Source organism: Bradyrhizobium sp. Kon10, from assembly GCF_055807395.1.
This window is the reverse complement of the sequence record NZ_JBVVOZ010000029.1, coordinates 40,329-59,989: the sequence shown is the minus strand read 5'-3', so window position 1 is coordinate 59,989 and position 19,661 is coordinate 40,329. Positions and strand designations below refer to the sequence as shown.

18 protein-coding genes are annotated in these 19,661 nt (G+C 62.2%); 2 read left to right on the top strand and 16 right to left on the bottom strand.

Annotation, left to right across the window (positions count from 1 at the left end):
* Positions 1–2: 2 nt before the first annotated feature.
* The 12 genes from trbF to AC0L2O_RS28985 form a co-directional block, all read right to left on the bottom strand.
* Positions 3–683 carry a conjugal transfer protein TrbF gene (trbF, locus tag AC0L2O_RS29040; RefSeq protein WP_473372142.1) on the bottom strand — a complete coding sequence of 227 codons (681 nt, stop codon included), beginning with the start codon at positions 681–683 and terminating at the stop codon, positions 3–5.
* A 51-nt stretch (positions 684–734) separates the two neighbouring features.
* Complete coding sequence (trbL, locus tag AC0L2O_RS29035; protein ID WP_473372141.1) at positions 735–1,970, bottom strand: P-type conjugative transfer protein TrbL; 1,236 nt, start codon at positions 1,968–1,970, stop codon at positions 735–737.
* 3 nt (positions 1,971–1,973) lie between these two features.
* Positions 1,974–2,345 (bottom strand): putative entry exclusion protein TrbK-alt, encoded by a 372-nt coding sequence (gene trbK-alt, locus AC0L2O_RS29030; protein ID WP_473372140.1) that lies wholly within the window; start codon positions 2,343–2,345, stop codon positions 1,974–1,976.
* A complete protein-coding gene (trbJ, locus tag AC0L2O_RS29025; protein ID WP_473372139.1) occupies positions 2,345–3,079 on the bottom strand; it encodes a P-type conjugative transfer protein TrbJ in 735 nt (244 codons plus the stop codon). The genes trbK-alt and trbJ overlap by 1 nt, the downstream gene beginning before the upstream one ends.
* The gene (gene trbE, locus AC0L2O_RS29020; RefSeq protein WP_473372138.1) at positions 3,076–5,517 is read right to left on the bottom strand and encodes a conjugal transfer protein TrbE; all 2,442 of its coding nucleotides are present in this window, start codon (positions 5,515–5,517) and stop codon (positions 3,076–3,078) included. Before trbE ends, trbJ begins: the two co-directional genes overlap by 4 nt.
* Before the next feature lie 10 nt (positions 5,518–5,527).
* Positions 5,528–5,791: a VirB3 family type IV secretion system protein gene (locus AC0L2O_RS29015; RefSeq protein WP_354266586.1), complete on the bottom strand. Its 264-nt coding sequence runs from the start codon at positions 5,789–5,791 to the stop codon at positions 5,528–5,530.
* Positions 5,791–6,117, bottom strand: a complete 327-nt coding sequence (locus AC0L2O_RS29010) for a TrbC/VirB2 family type IV secretion system protein (protein WP_473372137.1) — start codon at positions 6,115–6,117, stop codon at positions 5,791–5,793. The genes AC0L2O_RS29015 and AC0L2O_RS29010 overlap by 1 nt, the downstream gene beginning before the upstream one ends.
* Entirely contained in the window at positions 6,114–7,034 is a 921-nt protein-coding gene (gene trbB, locus AC0L2O_RS29005) for a P-type conjugative transfer ATPase TrbB (RefSeq protein ID WP_473372163.1), read from the bottom strand. The genes AC0L2O_RS29010 and trbB overlap by 4 nt, the downstream gene beginning before the upstream one ends.
* 244 nt (positions 7,035–7,278) lie before the next feature.
* Entirely contained in the window at positions 7,279–8,595 is a 1,317-nt protein-coding gene (locus AC0L2O_RS29000; RefSeq protein ID WP_473372136.1) for an MFS transporter, read from the bottom strand.
* Positions 8,596–8,668: 73 nt separating this feature from the next.
* The gene (locus AC0L2O_RS28995) at positions 8,669–9,328 is read right to left on the bottom strand and encodes a ribbon-helix-helix domain-containing protein (RefSeq protein WP_473372135.1); all 660 of its coding nucleotides are present in this window, start codon (positions 9,326–9,328) and stop codon (positions 8,669–8,671) included.
* A gap of 387 nt (positions 9,329–9,715) precedes the next feature.
* Positions 9,716–10,138 (bottom strand): CopG family transcriptional regulator, encoded by a 423-nt coding sequence (locus tag AC0L2O_RS28990; protein WP_473372134.1) that lies wholly within the window; start codon positions 10,136–10,138, stop codon positions 9,716–9,718.
* Positions 10,139–10,147: 9 nt separating this feature from the next.
* Positions 10,148–12,118, bottom strand: a complete 1,971-nt coding sequence (locus AC0L2O_RS28985; RefSeq protein ID WP_473372133.1) for a conjugal transfer protein TraG — start codon at positions 12,116–12,118, stop codon at positions 10,148–10,150.
* Between the two features lie 555 nt (positions 12,119–12,673).
* On the opposite strand from AC0L2O_RS28985, the gene AC0L2O_RS28980 reads away from it, so the two are divergent.
* Entirely contained in the window at positions 12,674–13,483 is an 810-nt protein-coding gene (locus AC0L2O_RS28980) for a polysaccharide deacetylase family protein (protein WP_473372132.1), read from the top strand.
* Positions 13,484–13,970: 487 nt separating this feature from the next.
* On the opposite strand, the gene AC0L2O_RS28975 is transcribed toward AC0L2O_RS28980, so the two are convergent.
* The 4 genes from AC0L2O_RS28975 to AC0L2O_RS28960 all read right to left on the bottom strand — a co-directional run bounded on the left by AC0L2O_RS28975 (position 13,971) and on the right by AC0L2O_RS28960 (position 17,810).
* The gene (locus tag AC0L2O_RS28975) at positions 13,971–15,698 is read right to left on the bottom strand and encodes a relaxase/mobilization nuclease domain-containing protein (protein ID WP_473372131.1); all 1,728 of its coding nucleotides are present in this window, start codon (positions 15,696–15,698) and stop codon (positions 13,971–13,973) included.
* A 241-nt stretch (positions 15,699–15,939) separates the two neighbouring features.
* On the bottom strand, positions 15,940–16,533 hold the full coding sequence (locus AC0L2O_RS28970) for a lytic transglycosylase domain-containing protein (protein WP_473372130.1): 594 nt from the start codon (positions 16,531–16,533) through the stop codon (positions 15,940–15,942).
* 306 nt (positions 16,534–16,839) lie between these two features.
* Positions 16,840–17,346 carry a S26 family signal peptidase gene (locus AC0L2O_RS28965; protein ID WP_231190974.1) on the bottom strand — a complete coding sequence of 169 codons (507 nt, stop codon included), beginning with the start codon at positions 17,344–17,346 and terminating at the stop codon, positions 16,840–16,842.
* Positions 17,346–17,810 carry a DUF2840 domain-containing protein gene (locus tag AC0L2O_RS28960; protein WP_473372129.1) on the bottom strand — a complete coding sequence of 155 codons (465 nt, stop codon included), beginning with the start codon at positions 17,808–17,810 and terminating at the stop codon, positions 17,346–17,348. Before AC0L2O_RS28960 ends, AC0L2O_RS28965 begins: the two co-directional genes overlap by 1 nt.
* 326 nt (positions 17,811–18,136) lie before the next feature.
* Between AC0L2O_RS28960 and AC0L2O_RS28955 the strand changes: the two genes are divergently transcribed.
* On the top strand, positions 18,137–19,114 hold the full coding sequence (locus tag AC0L2O_RS28955; RefSeq protein WP_473372128.1) for an IS110 family RNA-guided transposase: 978 nt from the start codon (positions 18,137–18,139) through the stop codon (positions 19,112–19,114).
* Positions 19,115–19,661: the final 547 nt, after the last annotated feature.

The window sequence follows — 19,661 nt, the reverse complement described above, 5'->3', positions numbered from 1 at the left end:
TGCTAACCCAGCTCCTTCGACCAGTTGATGGCGTTGACGTAAATGCCGAGCGGATTCTTGCGGAGGCGATCGAGATCGCGAGGCATCTCCACGATGATGCTGACGATCGCGCTCCACCGCTCGGTTGCGGCAAGCTGACCGTTGTCGTAGCGGCGTTCGACCCAGGCGAGGCGAAAACTCTCAGGGGACGCCCGAATGACGCTCGAGACCTCGATCGCAATTTGCGTCTTGCCGAGCTTGGCGAATGGATCGTTGTTGCGTGCATAGTCATTCAGCGCGACGGCGCCGCGATCGGTCGTAAAGTCGTAGGCGCGGAGCCAGTTTTCGCGCAGCACAATGGCGTCCATCGGCAGGCCTCGCACATGCTCGATGAAGCGCGCCAGGTGAAAGGCTACTTGCGGATCGGTCGGTTGATAGCTGGCGTTTGCCGGAGCAACGGCTTTTGCTTCGCCCAATTGATCGACCTCGACCACCCAGGGCGTGATCGTCCCATGCGCCGATTGCCAGACCAGGGTGCCGGCGAAACCAGCGGATAAGAAGAGGCAGCCAAAGGCCATCAGGCGCCAGTTCTTGGCCTGCACGCGCGCAGACCCAATGCGATCATCCCAGACTTGAGCTGCGCGTTGATAGGGGGTGACGGCTTCTGGCGTGCGGCCATAGTGAACGGCCGATCGTTTGAACATTGCTAGACCTCAAGTGACGGGTGAGAAAACTGAATTGGTCGATCAGGAGAGTCAGCGGTCATGTTGGGAGAGGTCGACAGATCCGCCGCCCCCGCCGGGATCACCCGAACGGATCGCGTGGGTTGCCGCTGATGCGCCATGGCTGATCGTCTGCGCTCTCTTCATGCGCCGAACCCAAGGAGGCGCACTGTCGGAAGGTCTCGAGGCGTCGCCTTCCCCCTTTCCGGCATCGCTCGCCGCTCCACCAAGCCCAGCTGCGACCGAGCGCAAGGGACTAGCAGCCTTGGACGCGCTCGCCTCGGAGCCGGACTGACTCCTCGCCCGAAACACGCTCATGGTGCCGCTTGCAATCGCGCTTCCACCGCGTGCGGCACCTGCAATCGCGCCGCCGGCGAGACCGGCAGCACCGGCCGCAACGCCAGCGCCAGCCGCGACGACTCCACCGGCGGCAAGTCCCGTCCCAACGGCGCTGCCTGCGCCGAGCTGCGGACCTCCGGAGACGATGCCGTTGGCAATCCCGGGTCCGAAAATGCCGAGGCCCAACAAGGCGAGCGCGCCGAGCACCAGCGCCATCGCGTTCTCGATGGTCGGCTGGTTGCCGCCGAAACCTGCCGTGAACTGCGAGAATAAGGTCGATCCAATGCCGACGATAACGGCGAGGACCAAAACCTTGACGCCGGAGGAGATGACGTTGCCCAGCACGCGTTCGGCCGCAAAGGCGGTCTTGCCGAACAGACCGAAGGGGATCAGGACGAAACCTGCAAGCGTCGTCAGCTTGAACTCGATCAGCGTGACGAAGAGCTGGATTGCGAGAATAAAGAAGGCCAGAAGCACCACGATCCAGGCGAACAGCAGGACCGCGATCTGGACGAAATTCTCAAAAAAGCTGACATAGCCCATCAGCCCCGAGATCGAGTCCAGGATCGGGCGGCCGGCCTCGAGCCCCACCTGCGCGATCCGGCCTGGCCGCAAGAAATCTGCCGATGACAGGCTCGTGCCCGAGGCTTTGAGGCCAATACCTGCAAAGCTCTCGAAGACGATGCCGGCAAGGCTATTCCAGTTGCCGATCAGGTACGAAAAGATGCCGAGAAACAAGGTTTTCTTGACGAGCCGGGCAACAATATCTTCATCAGTCCCCCAGGACCAGAACAGCCCCGCGAGCGTGAGGTCGATTGCAGCCAAGGTGGTGGCGAGATAGCCGACTTCGCCCCCGACCAGGCCGAACCCGGAATCGATATAGCGAGTGAAGGTTTCCAGGAACTGGTCAATGACAGAGGTGCCGCCCATCGTTCACTCGCTTTGGCCTGCAATGGAGGGTGAGAGGGACGGGACGCGGCTTTCGTCCTTGCGCGGCGGCGCGGAGGAAAATGGCGCCGTTCCCCGCCCACTATCCAAAGGGTCCACCGTTCCGCTTTTCCCCAAGAACTGGCTGCGCCGTTCCGCCCAGATCCTCTGGCATTCGAGAAGGGCCTCTCTCTGCTCGTAGGTGACGGTGCGGCATTGCTCGAGCTTTGCCGCCGTCGGATCAGGCTTCGCAGCGAGCGAGGCGGAAGATTGGGTCGCGTCGTCGCCGCGCAGGCGAACGGCGCAGGCGGCGACGACCAGGACTGTGAGGCAAACTGCCACCGCCATCGGTAGCCATTCAAATCTGTTCTTCATCATCAGTGGAACATCTGCACGGTTGTCGGTTGATAGCCCTGACCCTGGGTCAGAAAGCGCCGCAGCTGCTCCCTGCCCTGATCCTGAGCGACGGCCCGCTGCGCGGATTCTAGCGATTGCGCACGCCCTTGCGCGGCAACGGTCGCCGTGAGGTCCGCAAGCTGCTGGGCTTGCAGTGCAAGGAGCTGGTTGCCGGCCTGATTTGCCTGCAGAGCACCTGACGCGCCCTGGCTCGCCGTGACCAGGACCGACATCTGGGTCCGGTTGGTATCGAGATTGCCGACGACGGTTGCCTGCACCCGCATGGCGTCCTGCAGGCCGGCAACCGCATTCTGCCAGCGTGTCTGGGCGTTGGCGACGAGGAGCCCATTGGACATGCTCCCGGATGCCGGCGCATAAGTTGTCGAGAACGCGCGATCGATCTGCTTGACATCGTAGGCAATGCGCTGCGCTTGACCGAGCAGCTGCTGCGTGCGCTGGATCGATTGCTCGAGCTGCTGCAATGACGAATACGGCAGGCTCGCCAGGTTCTTCGCCTGATTGATCAACATCTGCGCTTCGTTTTGCAGCGAGGTGATCTGGTTGTTGATCTGCTGCAACTCGCGCGCGGCCGTGAGTACATTCTGCACGTAATTATTGGGATCAAACACGATCCACTGTGCTTTCCCTTCCCGCGGCGCTTGAACTACGGCAATGGCGATCATACTGGCCGTTAGAAACGAACGGAGACGGTTCATGACAGACCTCCTTCCTTGGCGAGCTGCGGAATGAGATTGCAGGCCCAACTGATGTCTCGCGCCTTGAGCCAGCCGGTGACGAATTCGTCGCGTCCATACTCGGCAAGCACCCGCTCGATGAGGGCCTGATCGGACTTCGACGACGCGGCCGCAAAGGCGAGCGCGATCTCGCCAAGACCGAGCTCGAACAGGCGGTTGCCCCGGCGCGACTGGCAGTAGTAGTCGCGCTTTGGCGTCGCGCGGGCGAGGATCTCGATCTGCCGGTCATTCAGTCCAAAGCGCCGGTAGATCGCCATGATTTGCGGCTCGATCGCGCGATCATTGGGAAGAAGGATCCGGGTCGGACAGCTCTCGATAATGGCGGGCGCAATTGCGGAGCCATCGATATCGGCCAGCGACTGGGTCGCAAACACGACGGAAGCGTTCTTCTTGCGCAGCGTCTTCAGCCATTCGCGGAGCTTGCCGGCAAAATCGGCATCGTCCAGCGCAAGCCAGCCCTCATCGATGATGAGAAGGGTCGGACGACCGTCGCAGCGATCCTCAATCCGGTGGAACAAATAGGAAAGAACCGCCGGCGCGACACCGGTCCCGATCAACCCGTCAGTCTCAAACACCTGGACGGAGGTCTCGCCCAGCCGCTCACCTTCCGCATCCAGCAGCCGCTCAAACGGACCGCCGAGGCAATAGGGTTGTAGCGCCCGCTTCAAGGCATTGGATTGCAGAAGAACGGACAAGCCCGTCAGCGTCCGCTCCCCAACTGGCGCCGAGGCGAGCGAGGTCAAGGCCGACCAGACATGATCCTTGGTCTCGGGCGTGACCTCGATGCGCTCGCGCGCAAGGATCGATGCGATCCAATCGGCTGCCCAGCCCCGCTCCGCGACGTCCTCGATGCACGCAAGCGGCTGGAGCGCCACGAATTCTGCCGAGTCTCCACCAACCACGCCACCGAGATCATGCCAGTCGCCACCCATGGCGATCGCCGCCGCACGGATCGACCCGCCGAAATCAAAGGCAAAGATCTGGGCTTGCGGATATCGCCGGAACTGCAGCGCCATCAGCGCGAGCAGCACCGATTTCCCGGCGCCGGTCGGTCCAACGATCAGAGTGTGTCCGACATCGCCGACATGGAGCGCAAAGCGGAAAGGGGTCGATCCTTCCGTCTTGCCGAAGAACAGCGGAGGCGCCTTGAAATGATGGTCCCTCACCTCTCCCGCCCAGACCGCAGAGAGCGGGATCATGTGGGCGAGATTTAGCGTCGAGACCGGCGGCTGGCGCACGTTTGCATAGACCTGTCCCGGCAGGCTGCCGAGCCAGGCCTCAACGGCATTCACTGTCTCGGTCATGGAGGTAAAGTCCCGGCCCTGGATCACCTTTTCAACAAGGCGTAGCTTTTCGTCCGCCGCGTGCGGATCCCTGTCCCAGACCGTGACGGTTGCCGTCACAAAGGCCTCTCCGATCTGATCCGAGCCGAGCTCCTGGAGTGCGTGATCTGCATCCATCGCCTTGTTGTGGGCATCGGTGTCCAGAAGCGTGGACGCCTCGTTGGTCATCACCTCCTTCAGGATCGCGGCAATCGACTTGCGCTTGGCAAACCATTGCCGCCTGATCCTGGTCAGGAGCTTTAGAGCATCCGTCTTGTCGAGCATGATCGCCCGGGTCGACCAGCGGTACGGGAATGCGAGGCGGTTGAGATCATCGAGGATCCCGGGCGTCGTCGTCGTGGGAAACCCCACAACTGTCAGGACACGCACATGCGCGTCACCCAGCATCGGCTCAAGCCCGCATGTCAGCGGCTGATCGGCAAGCAGCGCATCGAGATACATCGGGATTTCCGGCACCCGAACGCGATGCCGCTTGGTCGAGACCGTCGAGTGCAGGTAGGTGAGCGTTGCCTCGTCATCGAGCCAGCCGCATTCCGGCATAAAGCCCTCAACGAGCTGCAGCACGCGGTTGGTCCGGTCGACGAAGCCACTCAGCACCTCGCGCGCATCCGCTCCCGCGCTGCGATGGCCGCCCTCGTACAGGAGACGCTCTGCCACAGCTGCACTCTCTGCAGGCGGCAGATAAAGGAAGGTCAGGTAGTAGCTCGATTCATAATGGCTGCCGGCCTCCTCGAATTGCGCTTTCCGCTCCGCATCAACCAGGGCGGATGCGACATCCGGGAATGTGTCGGGCGGATAGCGCCCTGCCGAATGGCGTTGCGCCTCGACGAAAACCGCCCAGCCCGATCCGAGACGCCGGAGCGCATTGTTCAGCCGGCTTGCGACCGCAACAAGCTCGGCCGGCACGGAACTGTCGAGGTCCGGTCCCCTGAACCGCGCCATCCGCTGAAGTGAGCCGTCCTTGTTCAAGACAATTCCCTCGTCGACCAGAGCAGCCCAGGGCAGGAAATCAGCAAGGCGCGTATTCGAGCGGCGGTATTCGGCAAGATTCATCATGGGACTATTCTCAAGCGCTGAGATGACCGGGAACACGAACGTGCCGGCGTACGACTTCGACGAATTCCGGATCGCGTTTTGCGGCCCAGACCGCGGCCATGTGGCCGATGAACGCCAGCAGAAGGCCGGCCAGCCACAAGCGCAGACCAAGGCCAAGTGCTGCAGCCAATGTGCCGTTGAGAATGGCAACCGATCGCGGTGCACCGCCCATCAGGATCGGCTCGGTCAGCGCACGGTGGAGGGGGGCGACAAAGCCCGGGACTGGCTCATCCATCAGATCACCACCCCGCCGCCGAACGAGAAGAACGACAGGAAGAAGCTCGAGGCGGCAAATGCGATCGACAGACCAAACACGATCTGGATCAGCCGCCGGAAGCCGCCCGAGGTGTCACCGAATGCGAGCGAGAGACCGGTCACGATGATGATGATGACCGCGATGATCTTGGCGACGGGTCCCTCAACCGATTGCAGGATCTGGTTGAGGGGCTGCTCCCAAGGCATGTTCGAACCGGCGGCCCAGGCCGTGCTACTCACCAGGTACAGACAAGCGAATGCCGCAACTGACGTGAAACCTCGCCCGTAAGATGATCGTACGTTCATGACTGATCTCCGATTTTCGAAAGGGTGTAGTCGCCTGATGAAGCAAGCCCGGTGACAGAAGCGAGTTCGCTCAAACGCCGTTCGGCACCACGGCCAGAGAGCACGGCGATGACGTTGATGGTCTCGGCGATCAGCGCGCGCGGGACCGTGACGACGGCCTCCTGGATGAGCTGCTCGAGCCGGCGGAGCGCGCCAAGCGCGGTGCCGGCGTGAATCGTGCCGACACCGCCGGGATGTCCAGTCCCCCAGGCCTTGAGCAGATCGAGCGCCTCGGCTCCGCGCACCTCGCCAATCGGGATACGATCAGGGCGCAGGCGAAGCGACGAGCGCACCAGATCAGACAGCGAGACCACGCCGTCCTTGGTGCGCAATGCCACGAGGTTCGGCGCCGTGCACTGAAGCTCCCGCGTATCTTCGATGAGAACGACGCGATCCGAACCTTTGGCCACCTCCGCCAGAAGCGCGTTCGTCAGCGTCGTCTTGCCCGTCGATGTGCCGCCCGCGACCAGGATGTTCTTGCGTGTAGCGACCGCATCGCGGAGCGCGTTCGCCTGCTCCAAGTTCAGGATGCCGGCAGCGACATAGTCGTCCAACCCAAACACGGCAACCGCAGGTTTGCGGATCGCGAAGGCCGGCGCGGCGACGACCGGCGGCAACAAACCTTCGAAGCGTTCCCCGGTCTCCGGCAGCTCAGCCGAGATTCGGGGCGAGCCGGCATGAACCTCAGCGCCCACATAGTGCGCGACCAGCCGGACAATTCGCTCGCCGTCGGCAGCGGACAGACTCTCGCCGGTATCGGTAAGGCCGCTCGACAGCCGATCGATCCACAGCCGGCCATCAGGGTTCAGCATCACCTCAACGACGGACGGATCTTCCAGAAAGCCCGCGATTGCCGAGCCCAGCGCCGTGCGGAGCATGCGCGCTCCGCGCAGCTCGGCTTCCGAATGAAATGAATGGATCGCCACGACTGCCCCCAAGTTGACTGAGGCAGCTAGCGTTCAGCGGCCTCACATGAGGACAACTAGAAAAAGCAGAACCTGCGCTAGAGCAACAATGGGTCCAAATTGATCGTAGCCTGGCGTAGAAGAAGAAAGATTCGGGACGAACGTTTTGGCGCGCCGAACATCATGACCCGGGACATCAGCCCGGCGACAGCAGGCTTCACCACTCCGCATGGTCGTCCGCCTCCAGGATGGCGAGCTCGGCTGGTGCAATAACGGCCTCAACCGAGTTCCAGCCTCCCGCCGATTGATGTGTGACCGAAGCGCCAGCCTTCCGTTTCCGGCCCTCGAGCCACGGGACGGCGAACCAGACCAGCGCCGCCAGCTGCAGCAAAGCGTTCACACCGAACGCGCTCTGATAGGCCGTTAAAGGATAGTGCCCGGCCTCCAGCGGCCATTGCTCCAGAATCAGTCCCGTCCCGTACTGCACGACGAAAGCCCAGCCAAACTGCAGGACATTCAGACCGCCATTGGCGCGCGCAACCAGCTCGGCCGGGAAATAATCCGCTATGATGGCGTAGGTCAGCGCAGTGGCTGATCCGGCCACCGACACAACGCACCACGGCAGGAGTGATGGCCAGGGCGGATGCAGGATCAGCACAAGCTCCGCCACGACAAACATTGCCGCGACCAAACCAAACAGAGCCTCGGTCTTCTTAGCCCGACGGCGCACCCAGTTGGCAAGGACGCCCAAGACCAGAGCGCCGAGACTCAGAGCGACCGCCATCACGAACAATTCGTTGACGAGCCTCGTTCGATCCAGCCGCTCCACATCGGAAAGCCAGGGCGCCGCCCATAAGGATTGCAGTGCCCAAGCGGAGCCGATGCAGGTCGCCGATAAGGGCGCCATTCTCCAGAACCGCGCATCGGAATAGACTGTTTTCAGAGTGGCGGACTTCGTGCTGCCTTGTGGGCCCGCGGCTCGTTCGGGAACCACGAGATAGATCAAAATGGCAGCAAGCGCGCTCGTGGCGGCCAGCACGCCGAATAGACCCCGCCATCCGATCCAGTCCAGCAGCACCTCGGCAGGAGCCGTTGCGGTAACGGCCCCCAATGAGCCCAGCATGATCATATAGCCATTGATCAGCGCCAAACGTTCTCTTGGAAACCAGAGGACAATGATTTTCAGCCCGGACATCAGGGCCGCTGCACTCCCAAGTCCGACCATCGCGCGAGCAAAAAGAAGGGACAGGAATCCGGTCGATAGCCCAAAGAGCGCGGCCCCCCCTGCAGCAACAGCCAAGAGCACGCTCTGGACCCGGCGCGGCCCGAAGCGATCAAGCAACATGCCGAGCGGAATCTGGGCCGCCATAACGACCAGGAAATAGATTGACGTGAGCAGCCCGATATCGGCAGCGCCAAGCCCGAGATCAGAGGCGAGGCGCCCAGCAATGAGCGTATTGATGGTCCGGAACAGGTACGAAAGGTAGTACCCGGCCGCGAAGGGAAGAAACACGCACGCGATGAGCCGCCACACTGGAAGTGGCTCAACTCGTGCCACAGGCAATATTTGCGACCCAAGCTCCTTCCGCACGCTTCTGGCGGCTGGCCTAACAAAAGGAGTTGGGCAGGTTTCGAAAGTTCGGATTGCTGCCGCCCTCCTCGGCGGCAGCGCTCGGCTCGGAGTTTCCATCCGCCGCGACTGCGGACAGACCTTCCTTTCTCGGCGGTTCTTCTGCCGCGAGCTGTGACGCGCCAGCATGAGCTTCACCGGCAGGTTGACTGCGCCTGCCCAGCCGATCGATCGTCTCCTGGATCAATGGCTGACCGAGCCGGACCCGCCGTTCGACCTGCTCCGCCAATACCTTGAAACGCTGCTGCCCGAGCAGGCACGCCTCCCGCTGCCCGGAGGGCAGCATGGGCGGCGTCACGGTGAGGTGATAGCGCGCATGCAGGGCTACCGTCTCGGCGATGATCGCGATCTCGTGTTCGAGCCTGGCCATCTGGCCACTGATCCGGTCCAGAGCCTCTTGAACGAGCCCCTCGATGGGCGGTGCATTCAGGAATCGTTCAAGCGCCGTCTCGACGACCATGCTCTTGCCGAGGCCCGGGCGTTCGGTCGCAAGTTCAAGCCGCTGAAACATGCTCTCGGACAGCTGAACGGTGACCTTCTTGGTTCGCGCTCCTTCGTTCGAGCTCGGCTGCGCATCGCTGTCGGCTTGATTCACAATCGAGCTGGGCTGACCTCCAAGCTCTCCATCGATTTGCATTGCTTGTTCACTCCCAACTTGCGGCCGCGACCTTTCCGCGCACCGCGGCACGCGCGGCGTCGATTTCGGAATCGAAACGGCTGAATCGCCCCCAGCGATTACGACTTGACACAAGGGCCGATCCGAACGTCAGTTCAACCGCACCAACATCTGCGTCGTAGTCTGGCGTAGCCAAAGAAAGACAAGGCGGTCTCAAGAAGAGCTGGATTTGTAAGCCTCTGTCATTCGCGAGCAGCTAACGGCCTGTTGCAGCGGGCCGGGGCGCCTTGAGTGACGCGCCGATCCCTTGCGTGCTTCGTGGCGTGCTGCCGACCTGCAGTCGGCTTGTCTGACTCAGCGCCGCACCCATTGCCAGGAGCTGCCAGAGCATTGGAGGTGCGTACTGATTTACTCGTGCTTCTCAGAGGCGTGCATGTCGATGCTTACCTCTTTCAGGACGGTGGATCCGCTTGCAAGCCGCCGTCCGAGCGCCTCAACAAACCGATCGTAACGCTCCGCGCCCTTGGCGCGCGCGGCGGGAGTCGAATGTTCGGGGAGCGCCGGCGTTGAGGTCAGCCAGAAACGGATGAAGAGCGCGATGGTCTCAAGCGTGATGCCATCATTGCGCTCGAGGCGCTCAAGCAGGCGCGCGATCCGGTCCAGCCGCTTGGCGATCGCCGCCTCACGCCGATCGGAGTCATCGGGAGAAAGAAAGGCGGCAATCGCGGCCTCGGCGACCAGGGACTTGGGCTGACCGCGGCGTTGTGCGAAGGCCTCCAGCGTTTTGAAGCTTTCCGGATCGAGATAGATACTGAGCTGGATCTTTTTCACGCTGCCCGCTCACAGATCCATCCCATCGTCCGCGTCGAGGCTGACGGTCCGCGCAACACCCGAGCGGCTCAGAGCTTGTGCCTGGACGGCATCGGCATCACCCTCATCGAGGTCGGTGTCGAACTCGTGTTCGCCGAGCGGCGCCTTGACCTCGATCTCCTCATGTTCCGGCAATTCTGGCTCGCGACGCAAACCACCGTTCGCCTCGTCACTCCTGCGCTTGCGTCTGGTCAGTAGCTCGACAGATGGCGGAATTGGGGCGCCGGCCGACCAGTCATCCGGTCCTGCCGACAAGGTACGCGGATCGAAGCGGGCTGGCTTCAGCACACGTCGCTGGAACTGCGGATCCTCATAGTAGCGGGCTTTCGTAGCGCGGACCGGGTGCACCCCGGAAATCATCACAATTGCCTCTTTAGGCGAGAGTTGCATGACCTCGCCTGGCGTCAGCAGCGGCCGCGAGGTCTCCTGACGGCTCACCATCAGGTGTCCAAGCCAGGGGCTCAAACGGTGCCCAGCATAGTTCTTCATGGCACGCAACTCGGTCGCAGTTCCGAGCGCGTCGGAGACGCGCTTGGCAGTACGCTCATCATTGGTCGAGAAGGCGATCCGGACGTGGCAATTGTCGAGAATGGCATGGTTCGGCCCATAGGCGCGTTCGAGCTGATTGAGGCTCTGGGTGATCAGGAAGCTGCGGATGCCGTAGCCCGCCATGAAGGCGAGCTGGCTCTCGAAAAAGTCGAGCCGGCCGAGCGCTGCAAACTCATCGAGCATCAGAAGGAGTTTGTGCCGGCGCCGGTCTGGATCCAAGCTCTCGGTCAACCGCCGCCCGATCTGGTTGAGGATGAGCCGCATCAAGGGTTTGGTGCGAACGATGTCGGATGGAGGCACCACGAGATAGAGTGAGACGGGCTCGGCGCCGTCGACGAGGTCGCGGATGCGCCAATTGCTTCGCGCGGTGATCTTGGCAACCACCGGATCGCGATAGAGCCCCAGGAAGCTCATCGCGGTTGAGAGCACGCCGGAGCGCTCGTTCTCGCTCTTGTTGAGAAGCTCGCGCGCGGCCGAAGCGACAACGGGATGAACGCTACCTCCAAGATGCGGGGTTGCAAGCATTGCGGTGAGCGTAGCGTCGATCGGGCGGGAGGGATCGGACAGGAAATTGGCGACGCCTGCGAGGGTCTTGTCGGCTTCGGCGTAGAGGACATGCAGGATTGCACCGACAAGGAGAGAGTGGCTGGTCTTTTCCCAGTGGTTGCGGCGTTCGAGTGCCCCTTCCGGGTCGACAAGGATATCGGCGATGTTTTGGGCATCTCGCACCTCGCAATCACCACGACGGATCTCGAGAAGCGGGTTGTAGGCGGCGCTGGCCGGATTGGTCGGGTCGAACAAGAGCACTGGCCCAAATCGCGCGCGCCAGCCGGAAGTCAACTGGAAGTTTTCGCCCTTGATGTCATGAACAATCGTGGAAGCCGGCCAGGTCAAAAGAGTCGGTATGACGAGGCCAACGCCCTTGCCAGAGCGCGTGGGAGCAAAGCAGAGCACGTGCTCAGGCCCGTCATGCCGCAGATAATGGCCCTTAAGCCGGCCGAGCACGATGCCGTCAGATCCCAAGAGACCCGCCCGCCTGACCTCGCGCGCATCCGCCCAGCGTGCCGAGCCATAGGTGGTGACGTCCCTCGCCTCTTGCGCCCGCAAAACGGAGAGCATCATCGCTAGCGCAATTGCTGCGATGCCACCGCTCGCGGCAATGGCGCCGCCCTCCAGGAAGATCAACGGTGCGTAAGCGTCGAATTTGAACCACCAAGCGAAGAAGGCTGCCGGCTGGTAAATCGGCCAATGCCCAATCCTGAACCAGGCTGGTCCAAGCTGCGGTTGGAAGGCGAGCCGCCATGCGGTCCATTCGGTAGCCCCCCAAAGAAAGGCGAGCACGACGAGACAAACCAGGATGACCTGATGCCATATGATCTTTGTTGCGGACATGGATTGGAGATGTGGAGGCATTCATGGGGTGCGCACAAGCGGTGCCGCCCGTGAATCGTACTCGCGCGCGTCAGGGCGCAGAAATCAGCGGGTCAGGCGAACGGTCGCATTCGTGAAAGAAGATCCCCAGCGGTCCGGTACATACCGCTGATACTAGCCACAACATGCAATGATCCATGTCGCGCTCCGAAAACGACTGGAAGAGCCGGCGATTATCCTATCGTTGTCTGACGCCGCGGCTACGGCGTCAGCGTTTGCTCGATATGGCGGATTCGCCCTTGCTCCGATCAACCGGCGCTGGTGGCGCTCTTTCGGAAGTTGTTGTGCTCGACACGAGCGACTTGGCTATGCCCAAGGTCGGGCCAGGATGCTTCCCAGAAGAGAGGGCACGGAAATAAGTTCAATCATTAAGAACGCCGCGTTCATCGCATCAGCCGGGGCCTAACGACGCTTTTTGGCCCGATATGCCATTGATGCGCAGAAATCCCGCCAGCGACATCGAATATCGTACGGCGCGCACGGGTTTGCGCAGCAAGCAAAGTCGCGCCGGGGACGATGGCAAACAGGCGTCTGAACAGATTGGCATCATGGCTTGCCGGCGCTGCGACCGTGGTGTTTGCCTGCAACGGCATCGCTGGCGCGACCGACTGCCCGCGGCAGGACGCATTGGGAACGTCGCGCGTACTCGCTGTCGATCCGAGGGCCTATCCGCGCGTGGGATCGAATGAGTTTCCGACGACCCTTCCTCTGGCAGATCACGAGGTCGTCCTCACCTTCGATGACGGTCCGAGGCCGCCGAATACACAAAAGGTGCTGGAAGCACTCGCGCAGGAATGCGTGCGGGCCACATTCTTCCTTGTCGGCAGATCCTCGGCAGAATTTCCCGAGCTCGTCCGCCGCATCGCCTCACAGGGCCACAGCATTGCGCACCATAGCTGGTCGCACCAGATGATGTCCAAGATGCCGTTCGAGCAGGCAATGGACGACATCGATCGCGGCATTGCGGCTGATGAACTGGCGCTCAAGGGCGTGTCGACCAACGTCCCTTCGACGCCATTCTTCCGCTTTCCCTATTTCGACTCGTCGCCTGCAATGCTGGACGCGTTACAGTCGCGCGGAATCGTCGTGTTCGGAACCGACCTTGGGGCGAGCGATTGGGAAGACATAAGCTCAGACCAAGAGCTCATGAACGTGATGGTGCAGCTAGAGAGCGCGAGAAAGGGCATCATCCTCCTGCACGATGCCCAAGCCCGCACTGCCGCGATGATGCCGGCGTTGCTGCGATATCTGCACAAGAACGGTTATCGAGTCGTGCATTTGGTATCGGCTGCCCAGGCCGAGAAGACAGCTGAGACGCGCCATTAGCATGCGCCTTTTCGACATCACCTGTGGCAGCTTCCTGATGATGTCCCTTTTGAGTTCGCTGCAGGCTGGTGATGGCCGAGAGTGGAAGCTGCTCGATTTCCGATCCTAAGGGGGATTCGAATCTCAATTGGTGCAATGCATGCTGAGTTGACAGCTAGATCCTGCGTCCGAATGGCAATATCCGTTGCATTCTAGCTGGTGAGCTGATCTCGGCGTGTACAAGGGTTGGCCTAAGGTCGTCTGCCTACATTCCACTGTACGAATTGATGAAGCCAACCGCCTCAACATTGAACGGGTAGGATGGTCTCAAAACCTCATGAACTCTGCCAGCTCTCGTTGAGAAATGGAGATCCAGTCGTCAAGCCGGACCCTCAAGATTGCCCCTTTGACGCGAACAGGGTTCGGGTTGAATAGGAACGATGTGCGGCTCAATGATAGCCCGTCGTGCCCAGCAACTGCCGGCGGCCCCAAAGCAGAAATCGACGGGTCAGAGCGCGAGCCCCCGTTTGCGTCCAAAGCTCCACTCGACATTGGCCGGTCCCGCGATGCCGCTTACTTGTTTTCCCAGTTGGTGCTCAAGTGAAGGCGTCCACGGCACGAGCTGGAAACCAAGCCCATTGTCGATCATGGCGAAACGCCCAGAGGCCAACGATAGGCGCCGGCGATAGACCCCCGAAATCTGCTCACCTGCCTCAGTGGGCAAATGCGCAAGCCCTGATTCCTCGGCCAGACGTCGTCCGACGGCTGCCAACTCACGGCGGCGAAGGGTCTCGACCAGGTTACGACCGAGCGTGACCTTTTCGCCGTTACGGCGGGTGAGTCCCTGCTCTGCCAGGACGTCGATCCGCCGCTCGAGCGCGGTCCGCACCTCGGCGCCAAAGCCAGCGCGTGAGAGATCGGTAGGCTCGCGTGCCACAAGCTGTCGGTCGAGCCAGGTCGCTCCCTCCGCCGAGACCTGCTGCTCCAGCGCCACCTCCGAGCGCACAGCGAGCGCGATCCGTGCTCGACCGCGCGCATCGTCAAAGCGCCGGACCTCCACAATGGCGCCGATCGGCCCCTCGCCAGCCGACTCGATATCGGGGAGTTTCAGGTGATGCACGCGCCCGTCGATCCCGTCGATGATGGCAAACGCCGTGCCCCTGAGCTCGTCGTCGAGCCCGCGCGCCATAAGACGCCCGATGACCGGTTCGCCATGGCGTTCGCCTTCGAGTGCCCAGGACGAGGGTGCGCGTGCCGTGCCCTCTTTCGCGATTGTATTGTGCAGCCGCTTGATGATGTCGCCGCGCTCACCGAGCGCACGCAGCCGCGGCTGGGCGTCTGCGGCCAGTACCCACTGCGCAGGACCGGCGGGCGCGGCTACGCCGAGCCGCTCGAGTGTCCGCATCCGCCCGATGCGAATCTCCCCTAATGGGTCGCCCCCGGAAATCCCGTCTGGCCTCAGATCGATCACCCCGTCCGCCGCACCCGCTTCCCGGGCAAGCGCCCGGTCGAGCCTGGTCCAGCGTTCTGCCGTCACCTCCGCTTCAAGGGAGTGGCGGATCTCGAGCTCCGATCGCGGGCCAAGCTCGCGCGTGAGGAGATCGCCGGCCCGGGCGCGCAAGCCTGTCGAGATATAGTCACGGCTGATGACGAGGTCATTTCCGTCATCCGCGCGGCCGCGCACCAGGATGTGGACATGCGGGTGCTCGGTGTTCCAATGATCGACCGCAACCCAATCGAGCCGGGTGCCGAGGTCGCGCGAGGCCTGATCCATCAACTCCCGGGTAAAGATTCGCAAGTTCGCGAGCTCGCCAGCATCGTCGGGCGAGACGATGAACCGGAAGTGATGCCGGTCGCCCTCGCAGCGCTCGGCGAACGCGCGGCCGTCGGCGTCATCGCCTGCGGCGTCAAAGAGCTTGCCCGGTGTCCCTTGGCGGGTGACCCCGTCGCGCTGGAGATAACCGATATGCGCGCGCAGCGCGCCCGGCGAGCGCATCCGGCGCACGACCCGCGCCTTGACCATGGCGGATCGCGCACGGTTGTTGAGGAGCCGCGTCGCGGCAAGGCTCGCCGCGCGACCGCGCCCAAACTTGCTGCCACGGCTGCGGCTGCCCCGCGAGAGACCGCCGGCCTTCTGAGCAGCCTTGAGCGCCTGCGCCAAGAACGGCTTTGTCCGAGGCGCGCGCGTCGAACGGATGCGGCCTGGGCGGATGCGGAAATCGTCGTGACCGGTCATCTTGCCCGCTGAAACGTGTCGAAAACCGAACGAGAACAGGGAGTTGCCGCAAATCGCAAGTTGCGGCGGCCATTCGCAATGTTGTCCGGATCATTGAAATCGATGCAGTTTCGCCCACAACCGACCGGCCGCACCTTGCGGCTTTTATCCTGCCCTCCCCGGTCGCTCACTCCCGGCCCTCTGCCGACCACACTCAACGTTGCGACGAGCTTCGACATCATGCGACGAAATGCGATTGCGATCATCGGGACTGCACCTCGTCTGATCGCCGCGCAAACAGGCCCGTCCCGCGAGGCACGAGTGCAGTTGCACCCGCCCTAGGCGCTGCTTTCGACGAATTCATCGTGCGGATACCGGATGCCGAGTTGGTGTCAGCCGATAAGCTCTTGGACCGCTCAACAACGAGTGGCGCTTGCTGCCACGCGGCGAAGCGTCTGGCAGCCGAACCACCGCTGTTGCGCTGCTCAATACCGATCAATGGTGCAAGTCGAGCGATGTAGATCTGTGTTTCATCCGGAAGCGCTCGACCGGTGGCCAAGTGCTCCTCGTACCGTCTTGGTCCAGCATTGTAGGCTGCGAGAAACCCTTCCGATCCGAAACGATCGAGCATCTCGCGAAGGTACGCTGCCCCAGCCATAATGTTGTCGTGGGGATCAAACGGATCGATACCGAGATCGTGACGAACGCTCAGCTCGACCCAGGTCGCTGGCATGATTTGCATCAACCCGAGCGCTCCCCAAGGCGATATAGCGTGCGCATTCCCGCCGCTTTCGGCCTGCATGACGGCACGAATCCAACGCTCCGGGATCGCGAATCGATGCGAGGCTTCGGTCACGAACGCGGTGTATGCACCGCCTGGAAGCAGGTTTGAGGAGCGCGCTGCTTGTGCGCGCGATCCAACCTCCGCTCTGCCGGCCGATGTCGCTCCGAACGTCAGCAGAATTGCCAAAAAGCAAGCAGCGGCTCGAGATAGCAATGTGCGGACAGCCGCCAAGGACAGAGCTCTTCCCGGCCGGCACTGAGACGGCGCGAGAGGGCCGCGAGGCGCGCCGAGTGCCGACAATTCGGCCGGGATGGAGGAATGACGGCGCGATCGGTCGACTAGAGAGACCGCAAGCCATTGGAGCAATGCCGCCATTTGTCAGTCCTCCCTGGTCCACACCGGAACCGCGTGCCCTATGACGGCCGATCTCGGGAGCGGTCCGAAATATCTGCCGTCAAAGGATTCCGCCGACTGCCAGTTCATGAGAAAGACCTCGTCCTCAGCGACGACCCGGCAGCCCTGCCAGGCCGGCAATGGCCTGCCACGGCGGTCGCGCTCGCGTGCCTGGCCCATTTCGATGCCGTCGACGACGATTGTTAGTCCCGTTCTGCAGACGGTTTGCCCGGGCAACGCCAGCACGCGCTTGAGCATTGGAAGACCGCTCGGCAAATAGCCGTTGAAGTCGAGGAAGCTCGCAAGCGGCTCCGGTGCCCGAACGGCCACGAGCTCAGTGATGTGCAATCGTTCGGTCCCTTGCAAACGGTAGAGACCGATCGGCACACTTCCGGAAGCGTTCCAGATGTACGACGGTGAGGTGTCGGTGACCGGCCAAAGCGCGAGCGTTGTGGCCCCACATATCGCAAGAATGATCCTTAGCCGCCCCATCAGAACACCACCCTCCGCCGGTGGAGCCACGCCTGGTGGCGCGCACGCGTATAAGGTCGTGGCGTTTCGTTGACGGAAAGACGATTGTGGATGTGATGCCAATACTCGGGCGCTGCATCGGCAGGTTCGATGCCGAGTGACTCCACTGCGTCGATCAACTGGAGAACGCGCTCGACCTTTCGCCAGCCCGCCAGTCGCAGTAGGCTTTCGCCGCCGGGGCTGACCCAAGGCACAGTCGAATACCGCTGCCCCGGTGTGATCGCGCGCAGAATGTCGATGCGAGACAGGATGGTTCCAAAGTCATTGGACGACCAGCGCACGAACGCAAATATGCTGCCCGGCATAAACGAGAGAATGCGCCGGTGCTGGTCAATGATCTTCTCCGATACAGGCTTGCCGAACCGGATTCGGTTCTCGATCCGCTTCTCGAGCCACAAGAGTTCAACACTTGTGAGATCGCTCACCCGGCCACTCCATCGTTTTGAGAGGAATTTCGGACATGCCAACGGGTGCGCTGTCGCCAGCGCATCGACGTCAGAGCCTTGGTTTCGGCAGAACGGTTGCGATGAAGCGTCGATGATCGGCGTTGTCCAAGCGTTGCAGCGCTCCTGCTGCTGCCAACGATCGCAGCCGAGTGGCTCCAATTCGTTAGAAGAAATCTGAAGTAGAGCGGGTTAGCCGGGGTGCTGACCAGTGGCTCCTCGCCCGTCGCATTGCGACGATGATGCCTCGCGAAGATTCGCGAATAGAACGCGCGGCGCGCTCCGGCGGTCGGCAATGGAGGCGTATGATGGATTTCTATGCAGGGCTGGACGTGCCGCTGGAGGCGACGAACATTTGTGTGGTCGGCGGCGACGGCGAGGTCATCTGGGAGACGAAGCTGGACACCGATCCGGACGCGATCGAACTGTTGCTGGCGGAGTGGGGAATTCATCTCAAGCGCGTCGGCCTGGAAGGGCTCTCGTTCAGCGCCTGGCTGTTCACGGCGCCTGCCGAAAAGGGGCCCACGATGATCTGCATCGAGACCGGTCACGCCGAGGCGGCGCCGAACGCGATGCTGAATAAGACCGCCCGCAACGATGCCAAAGGCATTGCGCAGATGATGCGCACTGGCTGGCTCCGTCCGGTGCATGTCAAGTCGGAGAGCGCACAGGCGTTGCGCGCGCTGCTGGTCGCGCGCAAGGCGATGCTCGGGAAGGTGCTGGACATGGAGAATTTGATTCGCGGCCTGTTGCGGCCGTTCCGCCTCAAGGTCGGCGAGATCTCGGTCGGCCGTTTTGACGCGCGGGTGCGCGATCTCTTGGCCGGGAAGAAGGAATTGGAAGCGATCGTCGCGCCGCTGTTGAACGCCCGTTGCGCCATGCGGCAGCAGTTGGCAAAACTGCACCGCGTGGCGCTGACGTTTCGCGCGACCGTCGATGATCCGGCGCGATTCAAGAAGTCGACCAACGTCGGCGCCCGTTTCGGGCTGACGCCGCGGCGCTATCAATCCGGCCGGACCGGCCGGATTGGCAGCATCTCCAAATGCGGCGATGAGCTGACGCGAGCGATGCTGTACGAGGCGGCGATCGCGCTCCTTACCCGCGTTCCGAAGAACTTTAAGCTGCGGCTGTGGGGCCTGCGGCTGGCGAGCAAGAAGGTTCTTAAGCGCGCGGCGACCGCAGTGGCGCGCGCGCTCGCCGTGGTGCTGCAAAAGATCTGGACCAGTGGCACCACCTTCCGGTTTGGCGCCGGCGCCAAGCGCGGCCGGGTCGCTGAGGCGGCTTAAGGGCCTCCGCGACCCGGCCGCTTCCACGCGCGCCTTCTCCTTCCGCCACGGCGGAGCGGCGTCTCCCGCGACGGGGATGTGGGTGAGATCGCAACTTTTCTTGCCGGCGACTTCATGGACACCTTTGAAGCCATCATGCACGACGCTGGCTAGCCTGACCGCCCATTCTCCAGATTCAGGCATGTGATGACCGTCGGGCCGACCACGGAAGTTAGCAAGTTCTCCTCGACGAGCGAGCTGCCGCAAAGCAAAGCGACGATCGTGATGCGGCGCTGCCGATGCTGGTGATTGCGTGGTTTTGCGCGCGATCGCGCACGCGCGCGAAGCTTGGAGAACGGATTCGCATTGCAGGAAGGTCTTGCGCGTGACAGCATAAGCGCATGAGGCATCCTCGTTGCACGCACGACCGACTTGTTCACAACGCACTGATTCACAACAAGAAGTTAGTGTCAGTACGTTAGTAAAGTTACGGGAGCAAAAAGTCTCGACGCCGCGGAAACTTAGCTGTGATTCCGGTCCCCGATAGCACGAGCATCGCGTCCCCGAT